Source organism: Afipia sp. GAS231, from assembly GCF_900103365.1.
In the GTDB taxonomy this organism is placed as follows: Bacteria; Pseudomonadota; Alphaproteobacteria; order Rhizobiales; family Xanthobacteraceae; genus Bradyrhizobium.
Map to the genome: position 1 here is coordinate 6,331,099 of NZ_LT629703.1, position 21,823 is coordinate 6,352,921.

Sequence of the window (21,823 nt, forward strand, 5' to 3'; positions counted from 1 at the left end):
AAAACCAACAGGAGATCCCCATGGCCCCGGCACCCGTCATTCGATTGCATCCTGACGATGGCGTGCTGATTGCGCGCTCGAGCCTGCCGCCGGGCATGGTGGTGTCCGATGGGGTCACCACCGTCGAGCGGATTCCCGCGGGCCACAAGGTCGCGATCAAACCGATTGCCGTGGGCGAACCGATCCGCCGCTACGGCCAGATCATCGGCTTTGCGACGGTGCCGATTGCGCCGGGCCAGCATGTGCACACCCAGAATTGCGGCATGGGCGACTTCGCCAAGGACTATGCGTATGGCGTCGACGTCACGCCGACGCCGAACTTCGATTTGCCTGCGACCTTCGACGGCATTCGCCGTGCCGACGGCCGTGTCGCGACCCGCAACTATATCGGCATCCTCACCTCGGTGAATTGCAGCGCCCATGTCGCCGGCATGGTCGCCGATATCTTCAAGAAGAACCCGTTCACCGGCGACAATCCGCTGGCGGATTTTCCGAACGTCGACGGCGTGGTGGCGCTGACGCACAAGACCGGCTGCGGCATGACGCAGGACGAACCGCTGGCGCTGCTTCGCCGCACGCTCGGCGGCTATGCGCGGCATGCGAATTTTTCCGCCGTCGTCGTGCTGGGGCTCGGCTGTGAGGTCAACCAGATCGGCGGCCTGATGCAGGAGCAGAAACTCGCCGGACGTTTGCGCGCGATGGACATTCAGGAAGTCGGCGGCACCCGCAAAACCGTCGAAGCCGGCGTCGCCTTTGTGCGCGAGGCGTTGACGGACGCCAACAAGGTGAAGCGCGAGCCGGTGCCGGCGAGCGAGTTGACCGTGGCCCTGCAATGCGGTGGCTCCGATGGTTATTCGGGCGTATCGGCCAATCCGGCGCTGGGTGCTGCGAGTGATCTCTTGGTGCGTCATGGCGGCACCGTGATCCTGTCGGAAACACCGGAGACGTACGGCGCCGAACATCTGTTGACGCGGCGCGCAGTCAGCCGCGAGGTCGGCGAAAAGCTGGTCGGGCTGATGCGCTGGTGGGAAGCCTACACCGAGCGCGAAGGCGCCGAGATGAACGCCAATCCGAGCCCCGGCAACAAGGCCGGCGGCCTCACCACGATTCTCGAGAAATCATTGGGCGCGATGGCCAAGGCCGGCAGTACCAATCTGGTCGACGTGCTCAACTATGCCGAAGCCGTCACCAAGAAAGGCTTCGTGTTCATGGACACGCCCGGCTACGACCCGGTCGCGGCGACCGGGCAGGTGGCTGGCGGCGCCAACCTCGTCTGCTTCACCACCGGCCGTGGCAGCGTGTTCGGCTGCAAGCCCGCGCCCTCGATCAAGCTTGCGACCAACACGGCGATGTACAAGCGCATGGAAGACGACATGGACGTCAATTGCGGCACCATCCTCGACGGCGAGGAAAGCGTGCAGCAATGCGGCCAGCGCATTTTCGAACTGATGCTGAAGACCGCCTCGGGCCAGCCGACCAAGAGCGAGAGTTTCGATTTCGGTGGCGCCGAGTTCGCGCCCTGGGTGCTTGGCGCGACGATGTAGGCCGGGCGCGATCTATGTCGTCCCTGCGAACGCAGGGACCCATAGCCACCGGCTTAAATGGGGTGGAGGGTCTCAGCCATCACGCGTTTTCGATAGATCACGCGGTATGGGTTCCTGCGTTCGCAGGAACGACAGCACGGCCGCACTTCCCGTAGGCAACGGCTGCCCGTTGTTAGTGCTTGATCCGTACCGGAACCAGTGTTCTGCTTAAAAAAGCTGCTGGAGTGTTCGGTCTGTGTCGATCTTCGTCGCGCTACATCACGTTACGCACTACAAATACGACCGTCCGATCGATCTCGGCCCGCAAACCATTCGCCTGCGCCCGGCGCCGCATACGCGGACACCGATCCTGAGCTATTCGCTCAAGGTCACCCCGGCAAACCATTTCGTGAACTGGCAGCAGGACCCGCAAGGCAACTGGCTGGCGCGGTTCGTGTTTCCGGAGAAGGCCACCGAGCTCAAGATCGAGGTCGATTTCACCGCGCAGATGACCGTGGTCAATCCGTTCGACTTCTTTGTCGAGGGTTACGCGTCAAGCTTTCCATTCCAGTACACCAGCGATCTCAAGACCGAGCTGGCGCCCTATCTGGCGACATCGGACCAGGGGCCGAAGTTCGCGGATTACCTGAAGGACATTCCGCGCGAGGCCGACAGCACCGTCGACTTCCTGGTCGCGCTCAACGCGCAACTGCAGAAAAAGATCAGTTACGTCATCCGGATGGAGCCGGGCATTCAGACGCCGGAAGAGACGCTGTCCAGCGGTTCCGGATCGTGCCGCGACTCGGCGTGGCTGTTGATCCACATCTTCCGTCACCTCGGGCTCGCCGCGCGTTTCGTCTCAGGCTATCTGATCCAGTTGCGGCCCGACATCGATCCGGTCGAAGGTCCGCGCGAGGTCGAAAGCGATTTCACCGACCTGCATGCCTGGGCCGAGGTCTACCTGCCGGGCGCGGGCTGGATCGGGTTCGACGTCACCTCGGGGATGCTGACCGGTGAGGGCCACATTCCGGTTGCCGCCACGCCGCACTACCGTTCGGCGGCGCCGATCTCGGGCACCGCCGGTTTTGCCGAGGTCGAGTTTGCGTTCGACATGAGCGTCAAGCGCATCCGCGAGGCGCCGCGGATCACCCGGCCGTTCTCCGACGAATCCTGGGCGCGCCTTGACAGTCTTGGCGAGCAGGTCGATGCCGATCTCAAGGCCGAAGACGTCCGCCTGACCATGGGCGGCGAGCCGACGTTCGTCTCGATCGACGATCTGGAATCGCCGGAGTGGAATATCGCCGCCGTCGGTCCGACCAAGCGGGCTTTGGCCGACGAGCTCATTCGCAAACTGCACGCGCGTTTCGCGCCGGGCGGACTGCTGCATTACGGCCAGGGCAAATGGTATCCCGGCGAAACCCTGCCGCGCTGGGCGTTCGGGCTCTACTGGCGCAAGGACGGCGTGCCGATCTGGAAGAATTCCGATCTGATCGCCAAAGTTGATAGCCCGGGCGAGGCTGACGTCGACGACGCCGAATGGCTGACGAAAGGCATCGCAAAACGGCTCGGCCTCGGCCCTGAATACGTGATGCCGGCCTATGAAGATCCCGTGCACTGGCTGCAAAAGGAAGCAGCCCTGCCGGTCAATGTCGATCCCAGCGATTCCAGGCTTGCCGACGCGGAAGAGCGCGCACGCATGGCGCGGGAGTTCGACCGGGGGCTGACGACGCCGAGGGGGTTTGTGCTGCCGGTACAGCGCGTGGACGCAGCCGCCGCGGATTGGATGAGCGAGCACTGGCAGTTGCGGCGCAGCCATCTGTTTCTGGTGCCCGGCGATTCCCCGCTCGGCCTGCGGCTGCCGATCGGCTCGCTGCCGTATATCGCGCCGGAAGACTATCCCTACATCGTCGAGCGCGATCCGATGGAGCCGCGGCTGGAACTCGCGGTCGAGGACAAGGACGCCGAGATCGGCGACGCGACACCGAAGCGGCTGCAGCCGAAGCGCAGGGTCACCCCGGTGCGCACCGCGATGTCGGTCGAAATCCGCGACGGCGTGTTGTGCGTGTTCATGCCGCCGGTCGAGAAGGTCGAGGACTATCTGGCGCTGATCGCGGTGGTCGAAGCCACCGCCGAGGAAATGCAGGTCCGGGTGAACATCGAGGGTTATTCGCCGCCTTACGATCCGCGCGTCGAGGTGATCAAGGTGACGCCCGATCCCGGCGTGATCGAGGTCAACGTCCAGCCGGCGCAGAGCTGGCGCGAGGCGGTCGATATCACCTTCGGCCTCTATGAAGACGCTGCGAAGACGCGCCTCGGCGCCAACCGCTTTCTGGTCGACGGCCGCCACACCGGCACCGGCGGCGGCAACCATGTCGTGGTCGGTGGCAGTACGCCGGAAGCTTCGCCGTTCCTGCGCCGTCCCGATTTGCTCAGGAGTCTCGTGCTGTACTGGCAGCGCCATCCGTCGCTGTCCTATCTATTCTCCGGCATGTTCATCGGCCCGACCAGCCAGGCGCCGCGCCTCGACGAAGCGCGGCATGACGGCCTCTATGAACTGGAAGTCGCGCTCACCCATGTGCCGCCGGCGGGGCTGCAGGCGCCGCTATGGCTGGTCGACCGGCTGTTCCGTCACATCCTGGTCGACATCACCGGCAATACCCACCGCGCCGAAATCTGCATCGACAAGCTCTATTCGCCCGACGGCCCGACCGGCCGTCTCGGGCTGGTCGAATTCCGCGCGCTCGAAATGCCGCCCGATCCCAGGATGTCGCTGGCGCAGCAATTGCTGATCCGCGCGCTGATTGCAAAGCTCTGGCGCGAACCGCAACAGGGCAAGTTCGTGCGCTGGGGCACCACGCTGCATGACCGCTTCATGCTGCCGCATTTCCTCTGGGAGGATTTTCTCGGCGTCCTCGCAGAGCTCCGGCAGTCCGGTTACGATTTCTCGCCGGAATGGTATGCGGCCCAGCTCGAATTTCGTTTTCCGGTGTTCGGCCGCGTCCATCATGGCGGCGTGGCGCTGGAGCTGCGTCAGGCGCTGGAGCCCTGGCATGTGCTCGGCGAAGAGGGCTCGGCGGGCGGCACGGTGCGCTATGTCGATAGTTCGGTGGAGCGGCTGCAGATCAAGGCGGAAGGTTTCGTCGAGGGCCGCCATGTCGTGACCTGCAATGGCCGGCGGATGCCGATGACCGCGACCGGGCGCTCCGGCGAGGCGGTGGCGGCCGTCCGGTTCAAGGCCTGGCAGCCGGCGTCGGGCCTGCATCCGACCATTCCGGTGCACGCACCGCTGACATTTGACCTGATCGACACCTGGAACGGCCGTTCGCTCGGCGGCTGCGTCTATCACGTCGCCCATCCCGGCGGCCGCAGCTACGACACCAAGCCGGTCAATTCCTACGAGGCGGAAGCCAGGCGGCTGGCCCGCTTTCAGGATCACGGCCATAGCCCGGGCAGGATCGATCCGCCGCCGGAGGAACGTACAATTGAGTTCCCTTTGACCCTCGACTTGAGGACGCCGCTCCTGCATTGATTGGCTTGACGTTTTCTTGAGGTTTCTTGGCGTTTCCGGGCAACGGCGCCCGCCCCGGACAGATCCGGGGATGAGCTTAAGAAAACGCGTCAAAGACATAAAATCGGGACCTCGAATCTGATCTTGTCAGAGGCGAGGGCGGGAATTGAAATGGCGGGACAGGCCGGCCAAGGCAGCAATCAAGGCAACAATCAGGAAAGCAAGGCACGTCCGGGCCAGCGCCGGATGGCGCAGTGGACCCGCGACTATGCCCGGCTGCCCGGAATTCCTGACGAATATATCGGCCAGGACGGGGCGCCCCGCGCCGCCTGGACCCGGTTTTTCGATGCCTTTGCCGCGCTGGCGCCGGCCGACATCGAAAAACGTTTTGCATCCGCCGACCGGCATCTGCGCGAAGCCGGCGTTACCTACCGCGCGCCGGGCGAGACCGCCGACCGGTTGTGGCCGCTCAGCCACCTGCCGCTGATCATCGACGAAACCGACTGGCAGCAGTTGAGTGCCGGCATCGCGCAACGCGCGCAGCTTCTCGAAATGGTATTGCGCGATCTCTACGGTGAAGGCCGTCTGGTCGCGGACGGTGCGATCCCCGCCGCCGCCATCGCCGGCAGCAACGAATATCTGCGCGCGGTGTGCGGCGTCAAACCGCCGGGCGGCCGCTATCTGCATCTCTATGCCGCCGATGTCGGCCGCGGCCCCGACGGGCGCTGGTGGGTGCTGGGCGACCGCACGCAGGCGCCGTCGGGCGCCGGCTACGCGCTGGAAAATCGCCTGGTGCTGTCGCGCGCCTTTTCCAACCTCTACAAGTCGATGAACGTCGAACGCGTGGCGCCGTTCTTCGAGGCGTTTCGCGAGTCGCTTCGATCGGGCGCCGATCGCGACGAGCCGCGGATCGGTTTGCTGACGCCGGGCGCCTTCAGCGAAACCTATTTCGAGCATGCCACGCTGGCGCGTTATCTCGGCTTCCTGCTGGTCGAAGGCGACGATCTCGCCGTCAGCGGCGACCGCATCCATATTCGCACCGTCGCCGGTTTGAAGCGGCTCGACGTGCTGCTGCGCCGGGTCGATTCCAACTTTCTCGATCCGCTCGAGCTCGATGCGTCCTCGCATCTCGGCGTGCCCGGCCTGATCGACGTGGTGCGCAAAAACGGCGTGGTCGTCGCCAACATGCCGGGTTCGGGCGTGCTGGAGGCGAGGGCGCTATTGGGCTTCCTGCCGAGTCTCAGCCGGCGTTTCCTCGGCGAAGACCTCAAGATGCCGCACATCGCGACCTGGTGGTGCGGCCAGAAATCCGCGCGCGAGGAAGTGCTGGACCGGCTCGATGATTTCGCAATTGAAGGCGCCTACAGCCGCTCGGTTCCGGGCTTTCCGGGCCACGGTCCGGTGCTGGCCGGCGAGTTGTCGCCGACGGATCGCGACCGGCTCAAAAGCGCGATCGCCGACCGCGGCATCGATTATGTCGGCCAGGAGCTGGTGCGGCTGTCGACGACGCCGGTGTGGGAAAACGGTCGGATCACGCCGCGCCCGTTCGTGCTGCGGGTGTTTGCCGCGGCGACCCCGCAAGGCTGGACCATCCTGCCCGGCGGCTTCTGCCGGATCGCGGAGCAGCCCGATGCCCGCGCCGTGTCGATGGGCGACGGCGCGCGTTCCGCGGATGTCTGGGTTGTGTCCGACAAGGCGGTTGCCACCTCGACGCTGTTGCCGGCGGCAGACACCGTGCGGATCAAGCGGATCGCCGGCGTCGTTCCCAGCCGCGCCGCCGACAACCTGTTCTGGCTCGGCCGCTATCTCGAGCGCGCCGAGGCGACGCTGCGGCTGATCCGCGCGCTCGGCGTGCCGACGCGTGATCCGGCCAAAGGAACGTCAACCGGAACGTCGGGCGGGCCGGCCACGGCGCTGCCTTCGGTCGAGCGCATTCAACGGCTGCTGGTGACCTGGGGCGCGACCTCGCAGGCGACGCGCGCGAACCCTGCAAAGGTCGTCGCCGAGGCCTTGCAAAATCCGGAGAAATTCGGCTCGGCGTTGTCGTTGCTCAAATCGGCGCAGCGCACCGCGACCTCGTTGCGGGAGCGGCTTTCGCCGGACGCCTGGCAGGTCATCACCGAGATGACGGAACGTCTTGCCTTGCAGGTCGATGACGACGACGCGGTGGTCAGCGCTGCTGAACTGACGTTGCAGGAGCTGGCGAGCTTTGCCGGTCTGGCCCAGGAGAACATGAACCGCGCCGCCGGCTGGCGCTTCCTCGAAATGGGCCGCCGCATCGAGCGCGCCATCAATACCGCGCGGTTCGCCCGGCAGTTCGGTTATGACGAGGCTGGCGACGAGGATCTCGACGTGCTGCTGACGCTGGTGGACTGCCAGATCACCTATCGCTCGCGCTACCTGGTCGGTCCGGCGCTGGCGCCGGTGCGCGATCTCGCGGTGCTCGACCCTTATAACCCGCGCTCGGTGGCGTTTCAGGTCGCGGCGCTCAACGAGCACATTGCGAGCCTTCCGAGCCTCAAGGAGCACGGCCTGATCGAGCGGCCGCAACGCCTTGCGGTGGCGCTGCAGGCCATGCTGACGACGTCGGAAGCCTCGGCGCTCGATATCAAGGCGCTGTTCGCGCTGGAGCAGGACCTGCTCAACCTCGCCGACGCCATCGGCCTGCACTATTTCCCGCACGGACCCAATGCGAGCCGGCCGGAGAAGCTCACGGGCCTCGCGTGATCTACGACATCCGTCATGTCACGACCTACGCTTACGAAAGCCCGGTGAGCTTTGCGCGCTGCTCGCTGCGGCTGGAACCGCGAACCGGCGACGGGCAGCAACTGGTCTCGCACTCAGTCGAGATCCGGCCGCGGCCGGTGGAACGCACCGCGCGGCGTGATTTTTTCGGCACCCACACCGAGAGCGTGCTGATCGAGACCGCGCATCGCACGCTGCGGATCGATTCCCGTTCGCGGGTACAGGTCGCGCGGCAGGTGCTGGAACGCACCGCGCCGAGCCCGGCATGGGAGGACGTCCGCGACGTCGCGTTCGAGGCCACCAGCCTCGGCCCGTCCTCGCCGGTCGGCTATGTCTTTGCCAGTTCGCTGGTGCCGGTGCAGGCGCCGGTCACCGCCTATGCCGCGGCGAGCTTTCCGCCGGGCTGCGGGGTCGTCGCAGGCTCAGTCGACCTGATGCACCGGATCCGCACCGAGTTCAGATACGACCCCAAGGCGACCGTGATCTCGACGCCGCTGGCCGAAGTGTTCGAGAAACGCCACGGCGTCTGCCAGGATTTTGCCCATGTGATGATCGCGGGCCTGCGCGGGCTCGGACTGCCGGCGGCCTATGTCAGCGGCTATCTGCGTACCATCCCGCCGCCGGGCCAGCCGCGTCTGCAGGGCGCCGACGCCACCCACGCCTGGGTGTCGGTGTGGTGCGGCGCCGAGATCGGCTGGATCGGTTTCGATCCGACCAACGATCTCCTGGTCGGGAACGATCACATCATTCTGGCGATCGGGCGCGACTTTTCCGACGTCTCGCCGGTCGACGGCATCATCGTCGGTTCGCGCAAGCAGAAGCTTAGCGTCGCCGTGGACGTGCTGCTGGTGGAGTGAATCCGCAAAATATCGAAAACAACCCCATGCAAAGTAGGATTGGTCCCTAGGTCCCCGTCCGCCGCGGCGCTTCGGCTGACTCAGCGCGCAGGTCGCGGAAGAACTTTTCGACCTCGCGGGAGAGCGTCTCGGCGGTGGCGGTGAGGTCGCTGGAGGCGGTCAGGACGGAGGCTGCCGCCGTGCTTGTCGTGCCGATGGCGTCGCTGAGCGAGCCGATATTGACGACCAGCGTGCCATTGCCCTGCGCCGCCAGTTGGGCGTTGGCGGAAATCTCGCGGGTCGCCGCATCCTGTTGCCCGATGGCGCTGGCGATGATCGAGGTCACCTCGTTGATCTCGCGTACGGCGTTGCCGATTTCGCGGACCGCATCGACGGAATTCTTGGTCGAGGTCTGAATCAGGCCGACGTTCTGGCCGATTTCGGCGGTTGCCTTGGCGGTCTGCTCGGCCAGCGCCTTGACCTCGTGGGCGACGACCGCAAAGCCGCGGCCGGCATCGCCGGCGCGCGCGGCCTCGATGGTCGCATTCAGCGCCAGCAGGTTGGTTTGTTCGGCGATCGCCTGGATCAGGCTGAGCACGCCGTCGATGCGTTGGGTAGCTGCCGCCAGCCCCTCGATCTCGGCAATCGATTTTTCGGTGCGAAGGCCGGCTTGTTCGACCGCGCCGGCGGATTGCCGGACCTGGCGGCCGATCTCCTCGACGGAGGTGGAGAGTTCTTCGGCGGCTCCCGCCACAGCGGAAACATTGTGCGATGCCTGTTCGGTCGCGCTGGAGGCGGCAACCGCGCGTCCGCTCGCATCCGACGAGACGCTGGCGATGGTCTCGGCGGTGCCGCGCATCGAGGTCGCGTTGTCGGTAACGGCACGCAACACGCCGCCGATGGCTTCGCGGAACGCGTCGACCGAAGCCTCGATCTGGCGGGCGCGCTGGTCACGCGCCTTGGAATCCTCGAGCACCTGCGAATTGAGGTTGCGGTTGCGGTCCATCGCTTCCTTGAAGATCTGGATCGCGCGCGCCAGCGCGCCGATCTCGTCGGCACGGCCGGTATGCGGGACCTCGACGCCCTCGGCGCCTTCGGCGACGCGCTTGATGGTGTCGGTAATGGCCGAGAGCGGCCGCGCGACCGAACGGGCGATGATCAGCACGCCGATGATGACCACGACCAGCGCCAGACCGCCGAGGCAGGTCAGCACAAAGGCCATGGTGTGGTTCGCATCGGTCTGCTGCGCGAGCTTCTTGCTGCGTTCGGCATAGACCTTGGACAGCGCCTCGAGATCCTTGTTCAGCGCCGCGCGCACTTCGCGGTTGGCGTCGTTGTCGCCCCATTCGCGGCCCGCCGCAGCATTGATCTCGACGCCGCGGCGCACCAGCTCCTTGCGGAAGTCGATGAACTGCTCGATGCGCTTCTTGAAGACGGCGAACTGCTCGGCGTCGTCGGCCTGGACCAGCGCCTGCCAGTTCTTGACCACGTCGAGGATGCGTTCGTTGAACTTTAGCAGCCCGTCGCCGTATTTTTTCACGACCGCCGGTTCGGTGGACATGTAGACGCCGCGGGATTCCATCACCACCGCATAGACCAGCGAATTGACCCGCTCGACGTTGAGCGCGGCGCGGCTGGCGGTCGCGACCGCCTCGGTGAGGGCGGCATTCTGGCGGGTGTTGTAATCGGACAGCGCGGTTATGGCGGCGACGAGCACCGCGAACAGCGCAAAGATTGCGTAGAGTTTGGCCGCGAGCGAAAGGCGGGATGACATGGCGCCACCAGAAAAAGAATGAGGGGATTTTGCAATTTCGACCATACCGGCACTCCAAATGAGGGCCGGAGAGCACCGTCGGCCAATAAAAATTATGCTGAATTTTAGTGGAGAATTTCTTAATACGAGAAATTCACGAATCTGCAACTGAGTTATTATTATATAACAAAATCAAATGGTTGCTCTGGCATACCAGAAACCACGGATGGCGGTGCCAGTTCTATCTGCGACCAGAACGCGCACCTGGCATGCCAGAGCGCGTAAATCCGCCGGGCGCGATTTGTGGTGCGCCATCACGGCGCAATGTCCGGGATGCTAGGCTGCCAGCCGCCCATCGACGCCAAAACGGGCCCGGAGCCGCCATGGTCTACCGCCAAGCCATCGATGCCACTTCTTATCTGTTCGATGATTTGCGCGACCTGCTTGCCAAGGCGACGCCGCCGCGCTCCGGCGATCGCCTTGCGGGGATTGCGGCCGACAGCGCCGAACGGATGATCGCGGCGCGGATGGCACTCGCCAATGTTCCGCTCAAGCAATTTCTCAATGAGGCCGTCGTGCCTTACGAGGACGACGAGGTTACCCGCCTGATCATGGATAGCCATGATGCCCAGGCCTTTGCCGCGATATCGTCGCTGACGGTCGGGGGCTTCCGCAACTGGCTGTTGTCCGATGCCGCCACGGCTGAGGCGTTACAAAAAGTCGCGCGCGGGGTCACGCCGGAAATGGCCGCGGCGGTCTCGAAGCTGATGCGCAACCAGGATCTGATCCTGGTCGCCAAAAAATGCGCGGTGACATCCGCCTTTCGCAACACCATCGGCTTGCGCGGGCGGATGAGCGTGCGGCTGCAGCCCAATCATCCCTTTGACGACACCAAGGGCATTACCGCCTCGATCCTCGACGGCATCCTGTTGGGATCGGGCGATGCCTGCATCGGGATCAATCCGGCGAGCGACGACCCGGCCGTGATCGGCGGCCTGTTGCGGCTGCTGGACGGGGTCATTTCGCGGCTGCAGATCCCGACGCAGGCTTGCGTTCTCACCCATGTCACCACCACGCTCGGCCTGATCGGCCAAGGTTTTCCGGTCGACCTGGTGTTCCAGTCGATTGCGGGAACGGAAGCCGCCAACCGCAGCTTTGGTGTCGATCTCGTACTCCTGAAGGAGGCGCGGGAGGCCGGGCTGTCGCTCCGCCGCGGCACCGTCGGCAACAACGTCATGTATTTCGAAACCGGGCAGGGCTCGGCGCTGTCAGCCAATGCCCACCACGGGGTCGATCAGCAGACCTGCGAAGCGCGGGCCTATGCGGTGGCGCGCGCCTTCGATCCGTTGCTGGTCAACAGCGTCGTCGGCTTCATCGGCCCCGAATATCTCTACGACGGCAAGGAGATCATCCGGGCCGGGCTGGAGGATCACTTTTGCGGCAAGTTGCTCGGGCTGCCGCTCGGTGTCGATGTCTGCTACACCAACCATGCCGAGGCCGACCAGGACGACATGGACAATCTGCTGACGCTATTGGCCGCCGCCGGCGTGACCTTCATCATGGGGGTGCCGGGCGCCGACGACGTCATGCTGAACTATCAGTCCACCTCGTTCCATGATGCGCTCTATGTCCGCGACCTCTTTGGCCTGAAACGGGCGCCGGAGTTCGACGACTGGCTGCATCGAACCGGCCTGGCTGGCGCTGACTTCCGAATTGCGGGCAATGCGGGTCTGCTGCCCGAATTTGCCTCACGGCTGATCGCTTGAGGGCCGCCTGGGGGCAACGAACGGCGGGTTTTCATGCAACCTTTGAACCGCCGGCGCGTTTGAGACGACTGCCACAATGTTGAAGAATTTCTGGCCCAACTTTCAATGTCGTGCTTAGATTTGCCAAAGCTCTGGTTTGCTAAGGCGTTGGCTGAGGAAGTTTGAATGAGAGCTGAAGGCATTGAGACGGTTCGGCGCATCCTGTGTGTCTTTCCGCGCTATACGTCTTCTTTTGGTACGTTCGAACACGCCTATCCCCTGACAGACGGCGTCCAGGCGTTCATGCCGCCGCAGGGGCTGCTGCTGATCGCGGCCTATCTGCCGGCCAACTGGCCGGTGCGTTTCATCGACGAGAACATTCGCCCGGCGACGAAAGAAGACTTCGAATGGGCGGAGGCGGTGTTCGTCAGCGGCATGCACATCCAGCGCCAGCAGATGAACGACATCTGCCGCCGCGCACATGCGTTCGATCTTTCGGTTGCGATCGGCGGGCCGTCGGTGAGCGCATGCCCGGATTACTACCCCTCGTTCGATTATCTCCATGTCGGCGAACTCGGCGATGCCACCAATGAGCTGTTCGCGCGGCTGGCGCACGATCCGTCGCGCCCCGAACAGCAGGTGGTGCTGAAAACCGTCGATCGCGTGGCGATGACGGATTTCCCGATTCCCGCGTACGAACTCGCCGAGGTCAAGAAATACTTCCTCGGCAGCATCCAGTATTCGAGCGGCTGTCCCTACCAGTGCGAGTTCTGCGACATCCCCGGCCTCTATGGCCGCAACCCGCGGCTGAAATCGCCGGAACAGATCATCGCCGAGCTCGACAAGTTGCGCGAATGCGGCGTCACTGGCTCGGTGTATTTCGTCGACGACAATTTCATCGGCAACCGCAAGGCGGCGCTGGATCTGCTGCCGCACCTGGTCGAATGGCAGAAGCGGACCGGTTACGTGATGCGGCTCGCCTGCGAGGCGACGCTTAACATCGCCAAGCGGCCCGAGATTCTGGAAAAGATGCGCGATGCCTTCTTCGTCACGATCTTTTGCGGCATCGAGACGCCGGATCCCGAGGCACTGAAGGCGATGCACAAGGACCACAACATGATGGTCCCGATCCTGGAAGGCGTTCACACCATCAATTCCTACGGCATGGAAGTCGTCTCCGGCATCATCATGGGGCTCGACACCGACAAGCCGGAAACCGGCGACGCGCTGCTGGCGTTCGTCGACGAATCGCAGATCCCGCTGTTGACGATCAATCTGCTGCAGGCGCTGCCGAAGACGCCGCTGTGGGATCGGCTGGAGCGCGAAGGCCGTCTGCTCGAGGAAGACGAAAGCCGCGACTCCAATGTCGCGTTCCTGTTGCCCTATGATCAGGTGGTCGATTCGTGGCGTAAATGCATGGCAGTCGCCTATGCGCCGGAGAAGCTGTTCGCGCGCTACCAGTATCAGTGCGACTACACCTATGCGCGGCGGTTGAAGGTGCCGGTAACCCCCGAGCAGAAGAGCTGGGCCAACATCAAGCGCGCCTTAATCATGCTCCGGAACATTTTCTGGAAGGTCGGTGTGCTCGGCGATTACAGGAAGGTGTTCTGGAAATTCGCGCTGGGACGGCTGCGGCACGGCGACATCGAGGGGCTGATCGCGTCGTCCATGATCGCGCATCACCTGATCATGTTCGCACGCGCGGCGTCGGTCGGTCAGCAGAGCGCATCGAACTATTCGATCCGGCTGCGCGAGGCCTCGGTCCCGGCCGAGTAGCAAACCCTGGAAACCGTCATGAAAACGCCGGCGCCGCCTTCCGGTTCGATTGCGCCCGTTTCGATTGAACCAGTTTCGATTGAACGTTTGCGCGAGTTGACGCCGGCCCGCGTCGCGCTCGGACGGGCAGGGGCGAGCATGCCGACCGAGGCGTTGCTCGCTTTCACGCTCGACCACGCACGCGCCCGCGATGCCGTCCATGCCGCCTTCGATGCCTCGCGCCTGATGGCGGAACTGGCCGGCCTTGGCCTGAACGCGCTTGAGGTCTCGAGCCAGGCGCGCGACCGGCGCGACTATCTGCGCCGTCCCGACCTCGGCCGCATGCTCGATGCCGGATCGCGGCGTTCGCTGGCCGACCGTAGCGGCGCTCGCTGCGAGCTTGCCGTCGTCATCGGCGACGGCCTGTCGCCGGCTGCGGTCAACCTTCACGCGGTCGAACTGGTTCGCAATCTTGCTGCACGGCTGGCGGAGGCCGGCATCGGAGTAGGCGCGGTCGTGGTTGCGTCGGGCGCGCGCGTGGCGCTGGGCGACGAGATCGGTGCTGTGCTCGGCGCGCGCATGGTGGTGATGTTGATCGGCGAGCGGCCAGGCATGTCGGCGCCGGACAGTCTCGGGGCCTATCTGACGTTCGGACCGCGCATCGGCCTGACCGACGCCGAACGCAATTGCATCTCCAACATCCACGGCGCCGGCCTGAGTTACGATGAAGCCGCGTTCAAAATCGCGTGGCTGGTTCGTGAAGGGCTCGCGCGGCAACTCACCGGCGTCGCGTTAAAGGACGAAAGCGCAGGACTGCCGGTGCAGATCGCGGCCGATCCGGCCCTGTGAGTGGCCCGGGTGTGACAAATCAGAGACTTAACGCGGATTTTCGTCATCTGCGTGCCGATTTGCACCACCTCGCGCGCTTGCCGGATCGGGTTCGGACCTGTAAAACGGCGACGTTAATTTACCGCGTGATTTCAAGGGCTAGCGCCGATCAGACACGGCTGAAAAAGCCGCTATTGCGCCACCGACCCAAGCAAGCTTCACAACCGACACCGACGTGAGAACTGGACAGGGTATGCTCGACAAGAATTCCGAAAGTCAGGTCCACGTCGCAGCGATCGAGGAGCCGGTAAAGGGTACGAGCATCGCCTTTGGGCTGGAGCGCCTCGGCCTGATCGCGGTCAAGGCGCCGATCATGTCCTGCGTCGTTCTCGTCGCACTGATGATTGCCGCGTTCTTCGGGATCGAGCGGATCAAGATCGACGACTCGCTGAGCCAGCTGTTTCGCTCCAATTCCAAGGACTACAAGCAATACGAGGCCGTGACCAAGCGCTTCCCGGCGACCGAATTCGACGTGCTCGTCGTGGTCGAAGGCAAGACGCTGCTGGCGCGCGAAAACCTCGAAAAGCTCCGCGACATGGTCACCGACCTGCAACTGGTCGACGGCGTGCGCGGTCTGGTCTCGCTGTTCTCGGCACGCCAGGCGCCGGAACCCGGCAAACTGCCGGCGGCGCTGTTCCCGTCGGAACTGCCGGAAGGCGCGGCCTACGACAAGTTCGCCGAGACCGTGAAGGCAAACGAGATCATCCGCGGCAAGCTGTTGTCGGAAGACGGCACGCTGGCGCTGATCGTGCTGTCGCTGGAGCCGAACATCGTCGCCAGCAACGACCTCACCAAGGCGATCGGCGATATCAGAAAAATCATGGCGGAAGATCTCGCCGGCAGCGGGCTCAATGCCCAGCTCTCCGGCGTCCCCGTTATGCAGCTCGAAATTCGCAACGCGGTGAAGCGCGACGGGCTGACCTACAACATCCTCGGCATTCTGGCCGGCTGCATCATCGCGATCATCTTCTTCCGCAAGATCTCGTTCATGGTCGTCGCCGCGTTCCCGCCGATCATCGCGATCCTGCTCGCGCTCGGCGGCCTCGGCTGGGCCAACTTCAATCTGAACATGTTCCTGAACGTGATGACGCCGCTCATCATGGTGATCAGCTTCTCCGATTCGATGCAGCTCACATTCGCGGCGCGCGACCGCCTGATCGCGGGCCAGGACAAGTACACCGCGTTCAAGAACGCCGTGCTGGTGGTCGGTCCGGCCTGCGTGCTCACCCACGGCACTGCCGGCATCTCGTTCATCGCCCTGCAGTTCTCCGATTCCGAACTGATCCGCAAATTCGGCGAGGCGGGCCTTGCCGCCACCATCATTGCGCTGGTCGCGGTGCTGTCGCTGGTGCCGGTGTTCGGCGTGCTGTTCGTGCGCAATGAAAAGGTCATGGCGGTCAAGTTCCAGGGCGCCGACGCCGGCGTGCAGGCGCTGCGCAACTTCTGCTACTGGATCGCGGTGCGGATGGTCGGCCGCCCCGGGCTGTTCAGCCTGATCGCGGTGCTCGTCGTCGCCAGCATGGGTTTCGTCTACGCCAACCTGCAGCCGCGCTACCGGCTGGCCGACCAGGTGCCGGACAAGCGGCAGGCGGTGGCGGCGTCGAGCCGTCTCGATGCCAAGCTCACCGGCGCCAATCCGGTCGACGTCCTGATCGAATTCCCTAAGGGTGCCTCGCTCTACGCGCCGGAGACGCTGAAGACGATCGCCGACGTCCATTCCATGGTCGAAACCGCGGCCGGCGTCGGCAACGTCTGGTCGCTGGAAACGCTGCGGCGCTGGCTTGCCGAGAAGGCGGGCAGCAATGACGTCGCGACGCTGAAGGAATATGTTAGCGTGATCCCCGAACATCTGGTGCGGCGCTTCATCTCGGCCGATCAGGATGCGGTGGTGGTGTCGGGCCGCGTCCCCGATATCGATTCCAGCGCGCTGCTTCCGGTGGTGAACAAGCTCGATGCCGGGCTCGACAAGGTTCGCGCCGAACATCCGGGCTATGAAATCGCGGTCACCGGCCTTTCTGTGATCGCCGCGCGCAACAGCTCCAACATGATCGAGAAGCTCAACCGCGGCCTGACGGTGGAATTCCTGCTGGTCGCGGTCTTCATCGGGCTGGCGTTCCGCTCGGTCGTGGTGATGTTCTCCTGCATCCTGCCCGGCATTTTCCCGGTGGTGGCATCGGGGACGGTGCTGGCGATCATGGGTGAGGGCTTGCAATTCGCCAGCGTGGTGGCGCTGACGGTGTCGTTCGGCCTCGGCCTCAGTGCGACGATCCACTTCCTCAACCGGCTGCGGCTGGAGCGAAAGCCTGGCGTCAGTGCGGATCTGGCGGTGGAGCGTGCGACCGTGCTGGTCGGTCCGGCGCTGATCCTGACCACGGTGGTGCTGGCCTGCGGCCTGGTGGTGACGGTGTTCTCCGACCTGCCGTCGCTGCGCCTGTTCGGCTGGCTCAGCGCGTTCTCGATGATCGCGGCCCTGGTCGCCGACCTGTTCATCCTGCGGCCGACCTCGATGTTCCTGATCAACCTGTCGGAAAAGATCCGCGGCACCGCGGGTCAGGCGAAGCCGGCGGAGTGACTCTCGGCATCGGATCGCCAGCGAAAACGCCCCAAATGAAAACGCCCTCGGAGCAATCCGAGGGCGTTTCGCTTTAAGCGATTGGAAGCAGACGCGGGCGGTGCGTCAGGTCTTCGTCATCGTGATCTTGACGCCGCGGATTTCGCCCTTCGAGTCGATCTGGACCACCTGCTTGTTGCCGCTGGTCCGCAAATTCAGGTTGGCTGCGAATCCGGAAGCCTCGACGAACACGTCGATCTGGCCGCCGCCCGCGGTGCCCTGCAGGTTGCCGAAGATATTGCGGCTCTTCTCGCTCCAGTTGCCGGAGATACGGTCGCCCTGGCTGGTAACGTCGCTGGAGAGATCGAACTTGTAGCTGTCGCTGGCGCAATGCAGGTTCTGCTTCAGGCCGAGGCCGGAGGCATTGACCTTGTAGTCGGCCTTGCAGCGGATGTTTTCGGTGGTGCCGTTGGAAAGCGCGACCGTGCCCGCGCCGCTCCAATTTCCGTCAAAACCGGCAAAGGGGCCGCTCGCCTGGGCGTGGCTTGCGCTGATCGACAACATGAGCGCGGCGCCCACGCCAGCCGCTGTGAGTGCCTGACCGAACAAGCTGGAACCGAACAGTTTCATCGTAATTTTCCCATCAAAATAGACGTTCCCTGGGGGACGCGTCTCGCCGCATCGAAGGTTTAGTGTTCCCGCGGAATGTTAGGTTCAAATGACAAATCGCCACTGCCGGCGATCACCGCAAGGCGTAACGGCATCTTTATCGGACGGAATCGAAAAGCATTCCGGCCCTGCCGCGCCGGCAGCATCTAGCTTTGCGCCGCGCGTGTCTGCAACAGCCAAATGCAAAAGAAAGCAAAGGCTGAAATACACGTTAGATTTCAGCCGGTTATAAGATGTGCCGAAATCGTCGTAAATTTGGCCGCATTTAGCAGTGCTTGTTCTTTGTTCGTTGCTGCGCTACGCGGCGCCTGCCATCCCACCAAATCCGCCCGGCACTGCCGAAACGCAATTCGGGAACAGGATTTTTGCTGCCGAAATGAAGGAATACGATGCGTAAATTTCTCCTGGCACTCGCCATGTTGTCGATCTCGGTTACGTCGAACGCCTTCGCCCAGCAGCCGCAGCGCAGCGGCACGCCGGACGAGCAGAAGGCCTGTGCCCGCGACGTTCAGCGTTTCTGCCGCCCGGTTATCGACCAGGGCGATTTCACCATTTTGGCATGCCTGCAGCAGAATCGTCCGAAGATTACGCCTGCCTGCGATCAGGTGCTCAAGAACCACGGGCAATAAGCGGCGCCTCACACCCGTTAACCGTTGCGTCGGGCCAATTTCGGCCCGATTGCAGGCGCGGCCGACGGGGCTGATCGGCCCAGATAGCATTGGTTTTGGCGGCGTATTCCCCTATATGGGGGCGCGATCTCATCGCATGCGCCAAGCGTCGGTGCATGCCGCCAAGCCAGACGAATGTAGCCAGTTTCTTGATGACCAGCGCGAGCGAACTGCGATCGGGTAAGACCCACCGCGACGAGAATTTTCCGGTCGCGTCGTGGATCATTCATCCGCGTCACCGGGCGCTTATTCTCAGCTTCTACAATTTCGTCCGGACCGCCGACGACATCGCCGACCATGCGACGTTGGCGGCCGACGAGAAGCTGCGCTATCTCGATTTGATGGAAGCGGAATTGCTCGGAGGCGGCGACACCCAGCCGGAAGCTGTCAACCTGCGCCGCGCTTTGGCCGAGCGCGCGATGCCGCCGCGCCATGCACTCGACGTGCTGGTCGCGTTCCGGATGGACGTCACCAAGCTGCGCTACGAGAACTGGGACGACGTCATTCACTATTGCCGCTATTCGGCGATGCCGGTCGGCCGCTTCATGCTCGATGTCCACGGTGAAAGCACCTCGACCTGGGCCGCGTCGGACGCGCTGTGTGCCGGTCTGCAGATCAACAATCATCTGCAGGACTGCGCCAAGGACTATAAAGACCTGAACCGCGTCTACCTGCCGCGCGATGCGCTGGCGGCTTCAGGCGCATCCGTCGAGATGCTGGGCGAGGCGAAGTCGCCGCCGGCGCTGCTGGCTTGCCTGCAGGCGCTCGCGGTGCGCACCGAAACCCTGCTCGACGAAAGCAAATCGCTCGGCGCCGAAGTGCGGGATTTCCGGCTCGGGCTCGAGATTTCGGTGATCCAGGCCTTTGCCGACAAGATCGTCGGCATGCTGAAGGTGCGCGATCCCCTCAGCGAGCGGGTGCATCTTTCCCCGCTCGAATTGCTGGGGCAGAGCTTTGCCGGCATCGCCGGCGAGATGGCGCGCCGCGCGACCGGTCGCCGGCCGGTATCGAACCCGGCGGCCGGCGCATGACGCTGGAGACGGCGGCGGCCAACGCAGACTACGGCACCACCGCGTCCGGTAGTTCGTTCTACGCGGCGATGCGCATCCTGCCGCGCGCGCAGCGCGATGCGATGTTCCAGATCTACAGTTTCTGCCGGCAGGTCGACGATATTGCAGACTCCGACGGACCGCGGCCGGAGCGGCTGGCGGCGCTCCAGCAATGGCGCGACGACATCGACGCGCTGTACCAGGGCCATCCGCCGGAACGGCTGAAGGATTACGTGTCGTCGGTGAAGAGCTTTGGTCTCAAGCGCGAGGATTTCCTCGCCATCATCGACGGCATGGAAATGGACGTGCCGCAGGACATCCGCGCGCCCGACATGGCAACCCTCGATCTCTACTGCGACCGCGTCGCCAGCGCGGTGGGGCGGTTGTCGGTGCGCGTGTTCGGTCTGCCCGAGAATGACGGCATCCTGCTCGCCCACCACCTCGGCCGCGCGCTGCAACTGACCAACATCCTGCGCGACATCGACGAAGACGCCGGTCTCGGCCGTCTCTATTTGCCGCGCGAGGGCCTGCTGCATGCCGGCATCACCAGCGATGATCCGGTGAAGGTGATTGCCGAACGCGCGCTGCCAAAAGTGTGCGTGCCGCTGGTCGAGCGGGCGAAGTCGCATTTCGAACAGTCCGACGCGATCATGAAGCGCAATTCGCGACGCGCCGTGCGCGCGCCCCGGATCATGTCGAAATATTATCGCGCGATACTGGAGCTGTTGATTATCAGGGGCTTTGCCGTTCCGCGCGAGCCGGTCCGCGTCCACAAATGGGCGAAGATCGCCATCCTTCTCCGTTACGCGATCATCTGATGCAAAAGAACGCTCACATCATCGGCGCCGGCATTTCCGGCCTCTCGGCGGCCGTGCGGCTGGCGAACGCTGGCTACACGGTGCATGTCCACGAGGCCACGCAGCAGGCCGGTGGCCGCTGCCGGTCCTATTTCGACGCCGCCACCAACCTCACCATCGACAACGGCAATCATCTGCTGCTGTCGGGCAACCATCACGCCCGGGCTTACGCGCGATCGATCGGCACCGAGGCGGGCCTGGTCGGACCGAAGCGCGCGCAGTTTCCCTTCGTCGACATTTCGACCGGCCAGCGCTGGCAGCTCGACCTCGGCGAGGGCCGGCTGCCGCTGTGGGTGTTCGACGAGGCACGCCGCGTCCCCGACACCGGCCTGCTCGATTACCTGGCATTGATGCCTTTGATCTGGGCAGGGACCGGCAAACTGGTCGGCAAGGCGATCCCCTGCGAAGGCACGCTGTACCAGCGGCTGGTGCAGCCGCTGCTGCTGGCCGCGCTCAATGTCGATCCGCCCGAGGGCTCGGCGGGCCTCGCCGGCGCGATCGTGCGCGAAACGCTGCTGGCGGGCGGACAGGCCTGCCGTCCCCTGATTGCGCGCGATGGGCTTAGTTCGGTTTTGGTCGATCCCGCGATCAAGCTGCTGCAGGACAAGGGCGGCTCGGTCCAGCTCGGGCATGAGCTGCGCGAGTTCACGATCACCGGCGACAAGGTCGGTGAACTGAAATTCGGTGGCGATACCATCGCGGTCGGCGCCGGCGATGTCGTGGTGCTTGCGGTGCCGCCGCGCCCCGCAGCTTCGTTGCTGCCCGGGCTGAAGACGCCGTCGAAATTCCGCGCCATCGTCAATGCGCATTTCCGTTTCGATCCGCCGCGGGATGCGCCGCCGATCGTCGGCGTCGTCGGCGGCCTGGTGGAGTGGCTGTTTGCGTTCCCGCAGCGGCTGTCGATCACCATCAGCAATGGCGACCGCCTGGTCGATATGCCGCGTGAGGAGCTGGCGCAGGCGATCTGGCGGGATGTCTGCAAGGCCGCCGGCCTGCCGGGGGAACCGGCATTGCCGCCCTGGCAGATCGTGCGCGAACGCCGTGCTACATTCGAGGCGACGCCGGAGCAGAATGCACTGCGGCCGGGCCCGGTAACGGCTTATAAAAACCTGTTTCTCGCCGGTGACTGGACTGATACCGGATTGCCGGCAACCATCGAGGGATCGGTGCGGTCCGGCGACCGCGCCGCCGATCTGGTCCTGTCGCGGCGGCACGCCTGACAGGACGTTGCGTGACCGGCTTCACGGAAGTCGGTCGCTAAGTGAGGATGTCTAGC

Annotated in this window: 14 protein-coding genes; 12 read left to right on the forward strand and 2 right to left on the reverse strand. The window is 64.2% G+C overall.

Translation table 11 applies throughout. The features are described 5' to 3' along the window. Window positions 1-20: 20 nt before the first annotated feature. The 4 genes from BLS26_RS29805 (at window position 21) to BLS26_RS29820 (ending at window position 8,633) form a co-directional block, all read left to right on the forward strand. Window positions 21-1,544 (forward strand): UxaA family hydrolase, encoded by a 1,524-nt coding sequence (locus BLS26_RS29805; RefSeq protein WP_092516066.1) that lies wholly within the window; start codon window positions 21-23, stop codon window positions 1,542-1,544. 235 nt (window positions 1,545-1,779) lie between these two features. Then, window positions 1,780-5,052: a DUF2126 domain-containing protein gene (locus BLS26_RS29810; protein WP_092516067.1), complete on the forward strand. Its 3,273-nt coding sequence runs from the start codon at window positions 1,780-1,782 to the stop codon at window positions 5,050-5,052. A gap of 150 nt (window positions 5,053-5,202) precedes the next feature. Then, a complete protein-coding gene (locus BLS26_RS29815; RefSeq protein ID WP_092516068.1) occupies window positions 5,203-7,758 on the forward strand; it encodes a circularly permuted type 2 ATP-grasp protein in 2,556 nt (851 codons plus the stop codon). Further along, window positions 7,755-8,633, forward strand: coding sequence for a transglutaminase family protein (locus BLS26_RS29820; protein ID WP_092516069.1), 879 nt, complete (start codon window positions 7,755-7,757; stop codon window positions 8,631-8,633). Before BLS26_RS29815 ends, BLS26_RS29820 begins: the two co-directional genes overlap by 4 nt. A 46-nt stretch (window positions 8,634-8,679) precedes the next feature. Here BLS26_RS29820 and BLS26_RS29825 read toward each other — a convergent pair whose 3' ends face one another. Further along, a complete protein-coding gene (locus tag BLS26_RS29825; protein ID WP_092516070.1) occupies window positions 8,680-10,386 on the reverse strand; it encodes a methyl-accepting chemotaxis protein in 1,707 nt (568 codons plus the stop codon). Between the two features lie 362 nt (window positions 10,387-10,748). Between BLS26_RS29825 and BLS26_RS29830 the strand changes: the two genes are divergently transcribed. The 4 genes from BLS26_RS29830 (at window position 10,749) to BLS26_RS29845 (ending at window position 17,325) form a co-directional block, all read left to right on the forward strand. Further along, the gene (locus tag BLS26_RS29830; protein ID WP_092516071.1) at window positions 10,749-12,131 is read left to right on the forward strand and encodes an ethanolamine ammonia-lyase subunit EutB; all 1,383 of its coding nucleotides are present in this window, start codon (window positions 10,749-10,751) and stop codon (window positions 12,129-12,131) included. A 165-nt stretch (window positions 12,132-12,296) separates the two neighbouring features. Then, complete coding sequence (locus BLS26_RS29835) at window positions 12,297-13,886, forward strand: B12-binding domain-containing radical SAM protein (RefSeq protein WP_092516072.1); 1,590 nt, start codon at window positions 12,297-12,299, stop codon at window positions 13,884-13,886. Window positions 13,887-13,904: 18 nt separating this feature from the next. Then, complete coding sequence (gene eutC, locus BLS26_RS29840) at window positions 13,905-14,714, forward strand: ethanolamine ammonia-lyase subunit EutC (protein WP_092516073.1); 810 nt, start codon at window positions 13,905-13,907, stop codon at window positions 14,712-14,714. Between the two features lie 232 nt (window positions 14,715-14,946). Continuing rightward, window positions 14,947-17,325 carry an RND family transporter gene (locus tag BLS26_RS29845; RefSeq protein ID WP_092516074.1) on the forward strand — a complete coding sequence of 793 codons (2,379 nt, stop codon included), beginning with the start codon at window positions 14,947-14,949 and terminating at the stop codon, window positions 17,323-17,325. A gap of 105 nt (window positions 17,326-17,430) precedes the next feature. Here BLS26_RS29845 and BLS26_RS29850 read toward each other — a convergent pair whose 3' ends face one another. Then, a complete protein-coding gene (locus BLS26_RS29850; RefSeq protein ID WP_092516075.1) occupies window positions 17,431-17,934 on the reverse strand; it encodes a hypothetical protein in 504 nt (167 codons plus the stop codon). Window positions 17,935-18,362: 428 nt separating this feature from the next. Between BLS26_RS29850 and BLS26_RS29855 the strand changes: the two genes are divergently transcribed. The 4 genes from BLS26_RS29855 (at window position 18,363) to hpnE (ending at window position 21,767) form a co-directional block, all read left to right on the forward strand. Next, complete coding sequence (locus tag BLS26_RS29855) at window positions 18,363-18,602, forward strand: hypothetical protein (RefSeq protein WP_092516076.1); 240 nt, start codon at window positions 18,363-18,365, stop codon at window positions 18,600-18,602. 191 nt (window positions 18,603-18,793) lie between these two features. Next, window positions 18,794-19,672: a squalene synthase HpnC gene (gene hpnC, locus BLS26_RS29860; protein ID WP_092516077.1), complete on the forward strand. Its 879-nt coding sequence runs from the start codon at window positions 18,794-18,796 to the stop codon at window positions 19,670-19,672. Next, window positions 19,669-20,508, forward strand: a complete 840-nt coding sequence (hpnD, locus tag BLS26_RS29865; RefSeq protein ID WP_092516078.1) for a presqualene diphosphate synthase HpnD — start codon at window positions 19,669-19,671, stop codon at window positions 20,506-20,508. Before hpnC ends, hpnD begins: the two co-directional genes overlap by 4 nt. Further along, window positions 20,508-21,767, forward strand: coding sequence for a hydroxysqualene dehydroxylase HpnE (gene hpnE, locus BLS26_RS29870; RefSeq protein ID WP_092516079.1), 1,260 nt, complete (start codon window positions 20,508-20,510; stop codon window positions 21,765-21,767). The genes hpnD and hpnE overlap by 1 nt, the downstream gene beginning before the upstream one ends. Window positions 21,768-21,823 lie beyond the last annotated feature (56 nt).

What these genes read in the sequence shown, in the direction of transcription:
- BLS26_RS29845 (WP_092516074.1), top strand. Translation starts at nt 14,947, where the DNA reads ATGCTCGACAAGAATTCCGAAAGTCAGGTCCACGTCGCAGCGATCGAG.
- BLS26_RS29805 (WP_092516066.1), top strand. Translation starts at nt 21, where the DNA reads ATGGCCCCGGCACCCGTCATTCGATTGCATCCTGACGATGGCGTGCTG.
- BLS26_RS29850 (WP_092516075.1), bottom strand. Translation starts at nt 17,934, where the DNA reads ATGAAACTGTTCGGTTCCAGCTTGTTCGGTCAGGCACTCACAGCGGCT.
- BLS26_RS29830 (WP_092516071.1), top strand. Translation starts at nt 10,749, where the DNA reads ATGGTCTACCGCCAAGCCATCGATGCCACTTCTTATCTGTTCGATGAT.
- hpnE (WP_092516079.1), top strand. Translation starts at nt 20,508, where the DNA reads ATGCAAAAGAACGCTCACATCATCGGCGCCGGCATTTCCGGCCTCTCG.
- BLS26_RS29815 (WP_092516068.1), top strand. Translation starts at nt 5,203, where the DNA reads ATGGCGGGACAGGCCGGCCAAGGCAGCAATCAAGGCAACAATCAGGAA.
- eutC (WP_092516073.1), top strand. Translation starts at nt 13,905, where the DNA reads ATGAAAACGCCGGCGCCGCCTTCCGGTTCGATTGCGCCCGTTTCGATT.
- BLS26_RS29835 (WP_092516072.1), top strand. Translation starts at nt 12,297, where the DNA reads ATGAGAGCTGAAGGCATTGAGACGGTTCGGCGCATCCTGTGTGTCTTT.
- hpnD (WP_092516078.1), top strand. Translation starts at nt 19,669, where the DNA reads ATGACGCTGGAGACGGCGGCGGCCAACGCAGACTACGGCACCACCGCG.
- hpnC (WP_092516077.1), top strand. Translation starts at nt 18,794, where the DNA reads ATGACCAGCGCGAGCGAACTGCGATCGGGTAAGACCCACCGCGACGAG.
- BLS26_RS29855 (WP_092516076.1), top strand. Translation starts at nt 18,363, where the DNA reads ATGCGTAAATTTCTCCTGGCACTCGCCATGTTGTCGATCTCGGTTACG.
- BLS26_RS29825 (WP_092516070.1), bottom strand. Translation starts at nt 10,386, where the DNA reads ATGTCATCCCGCCTTTCGCTCGCGGCCAAACTCTACGCAATCTTTGCG.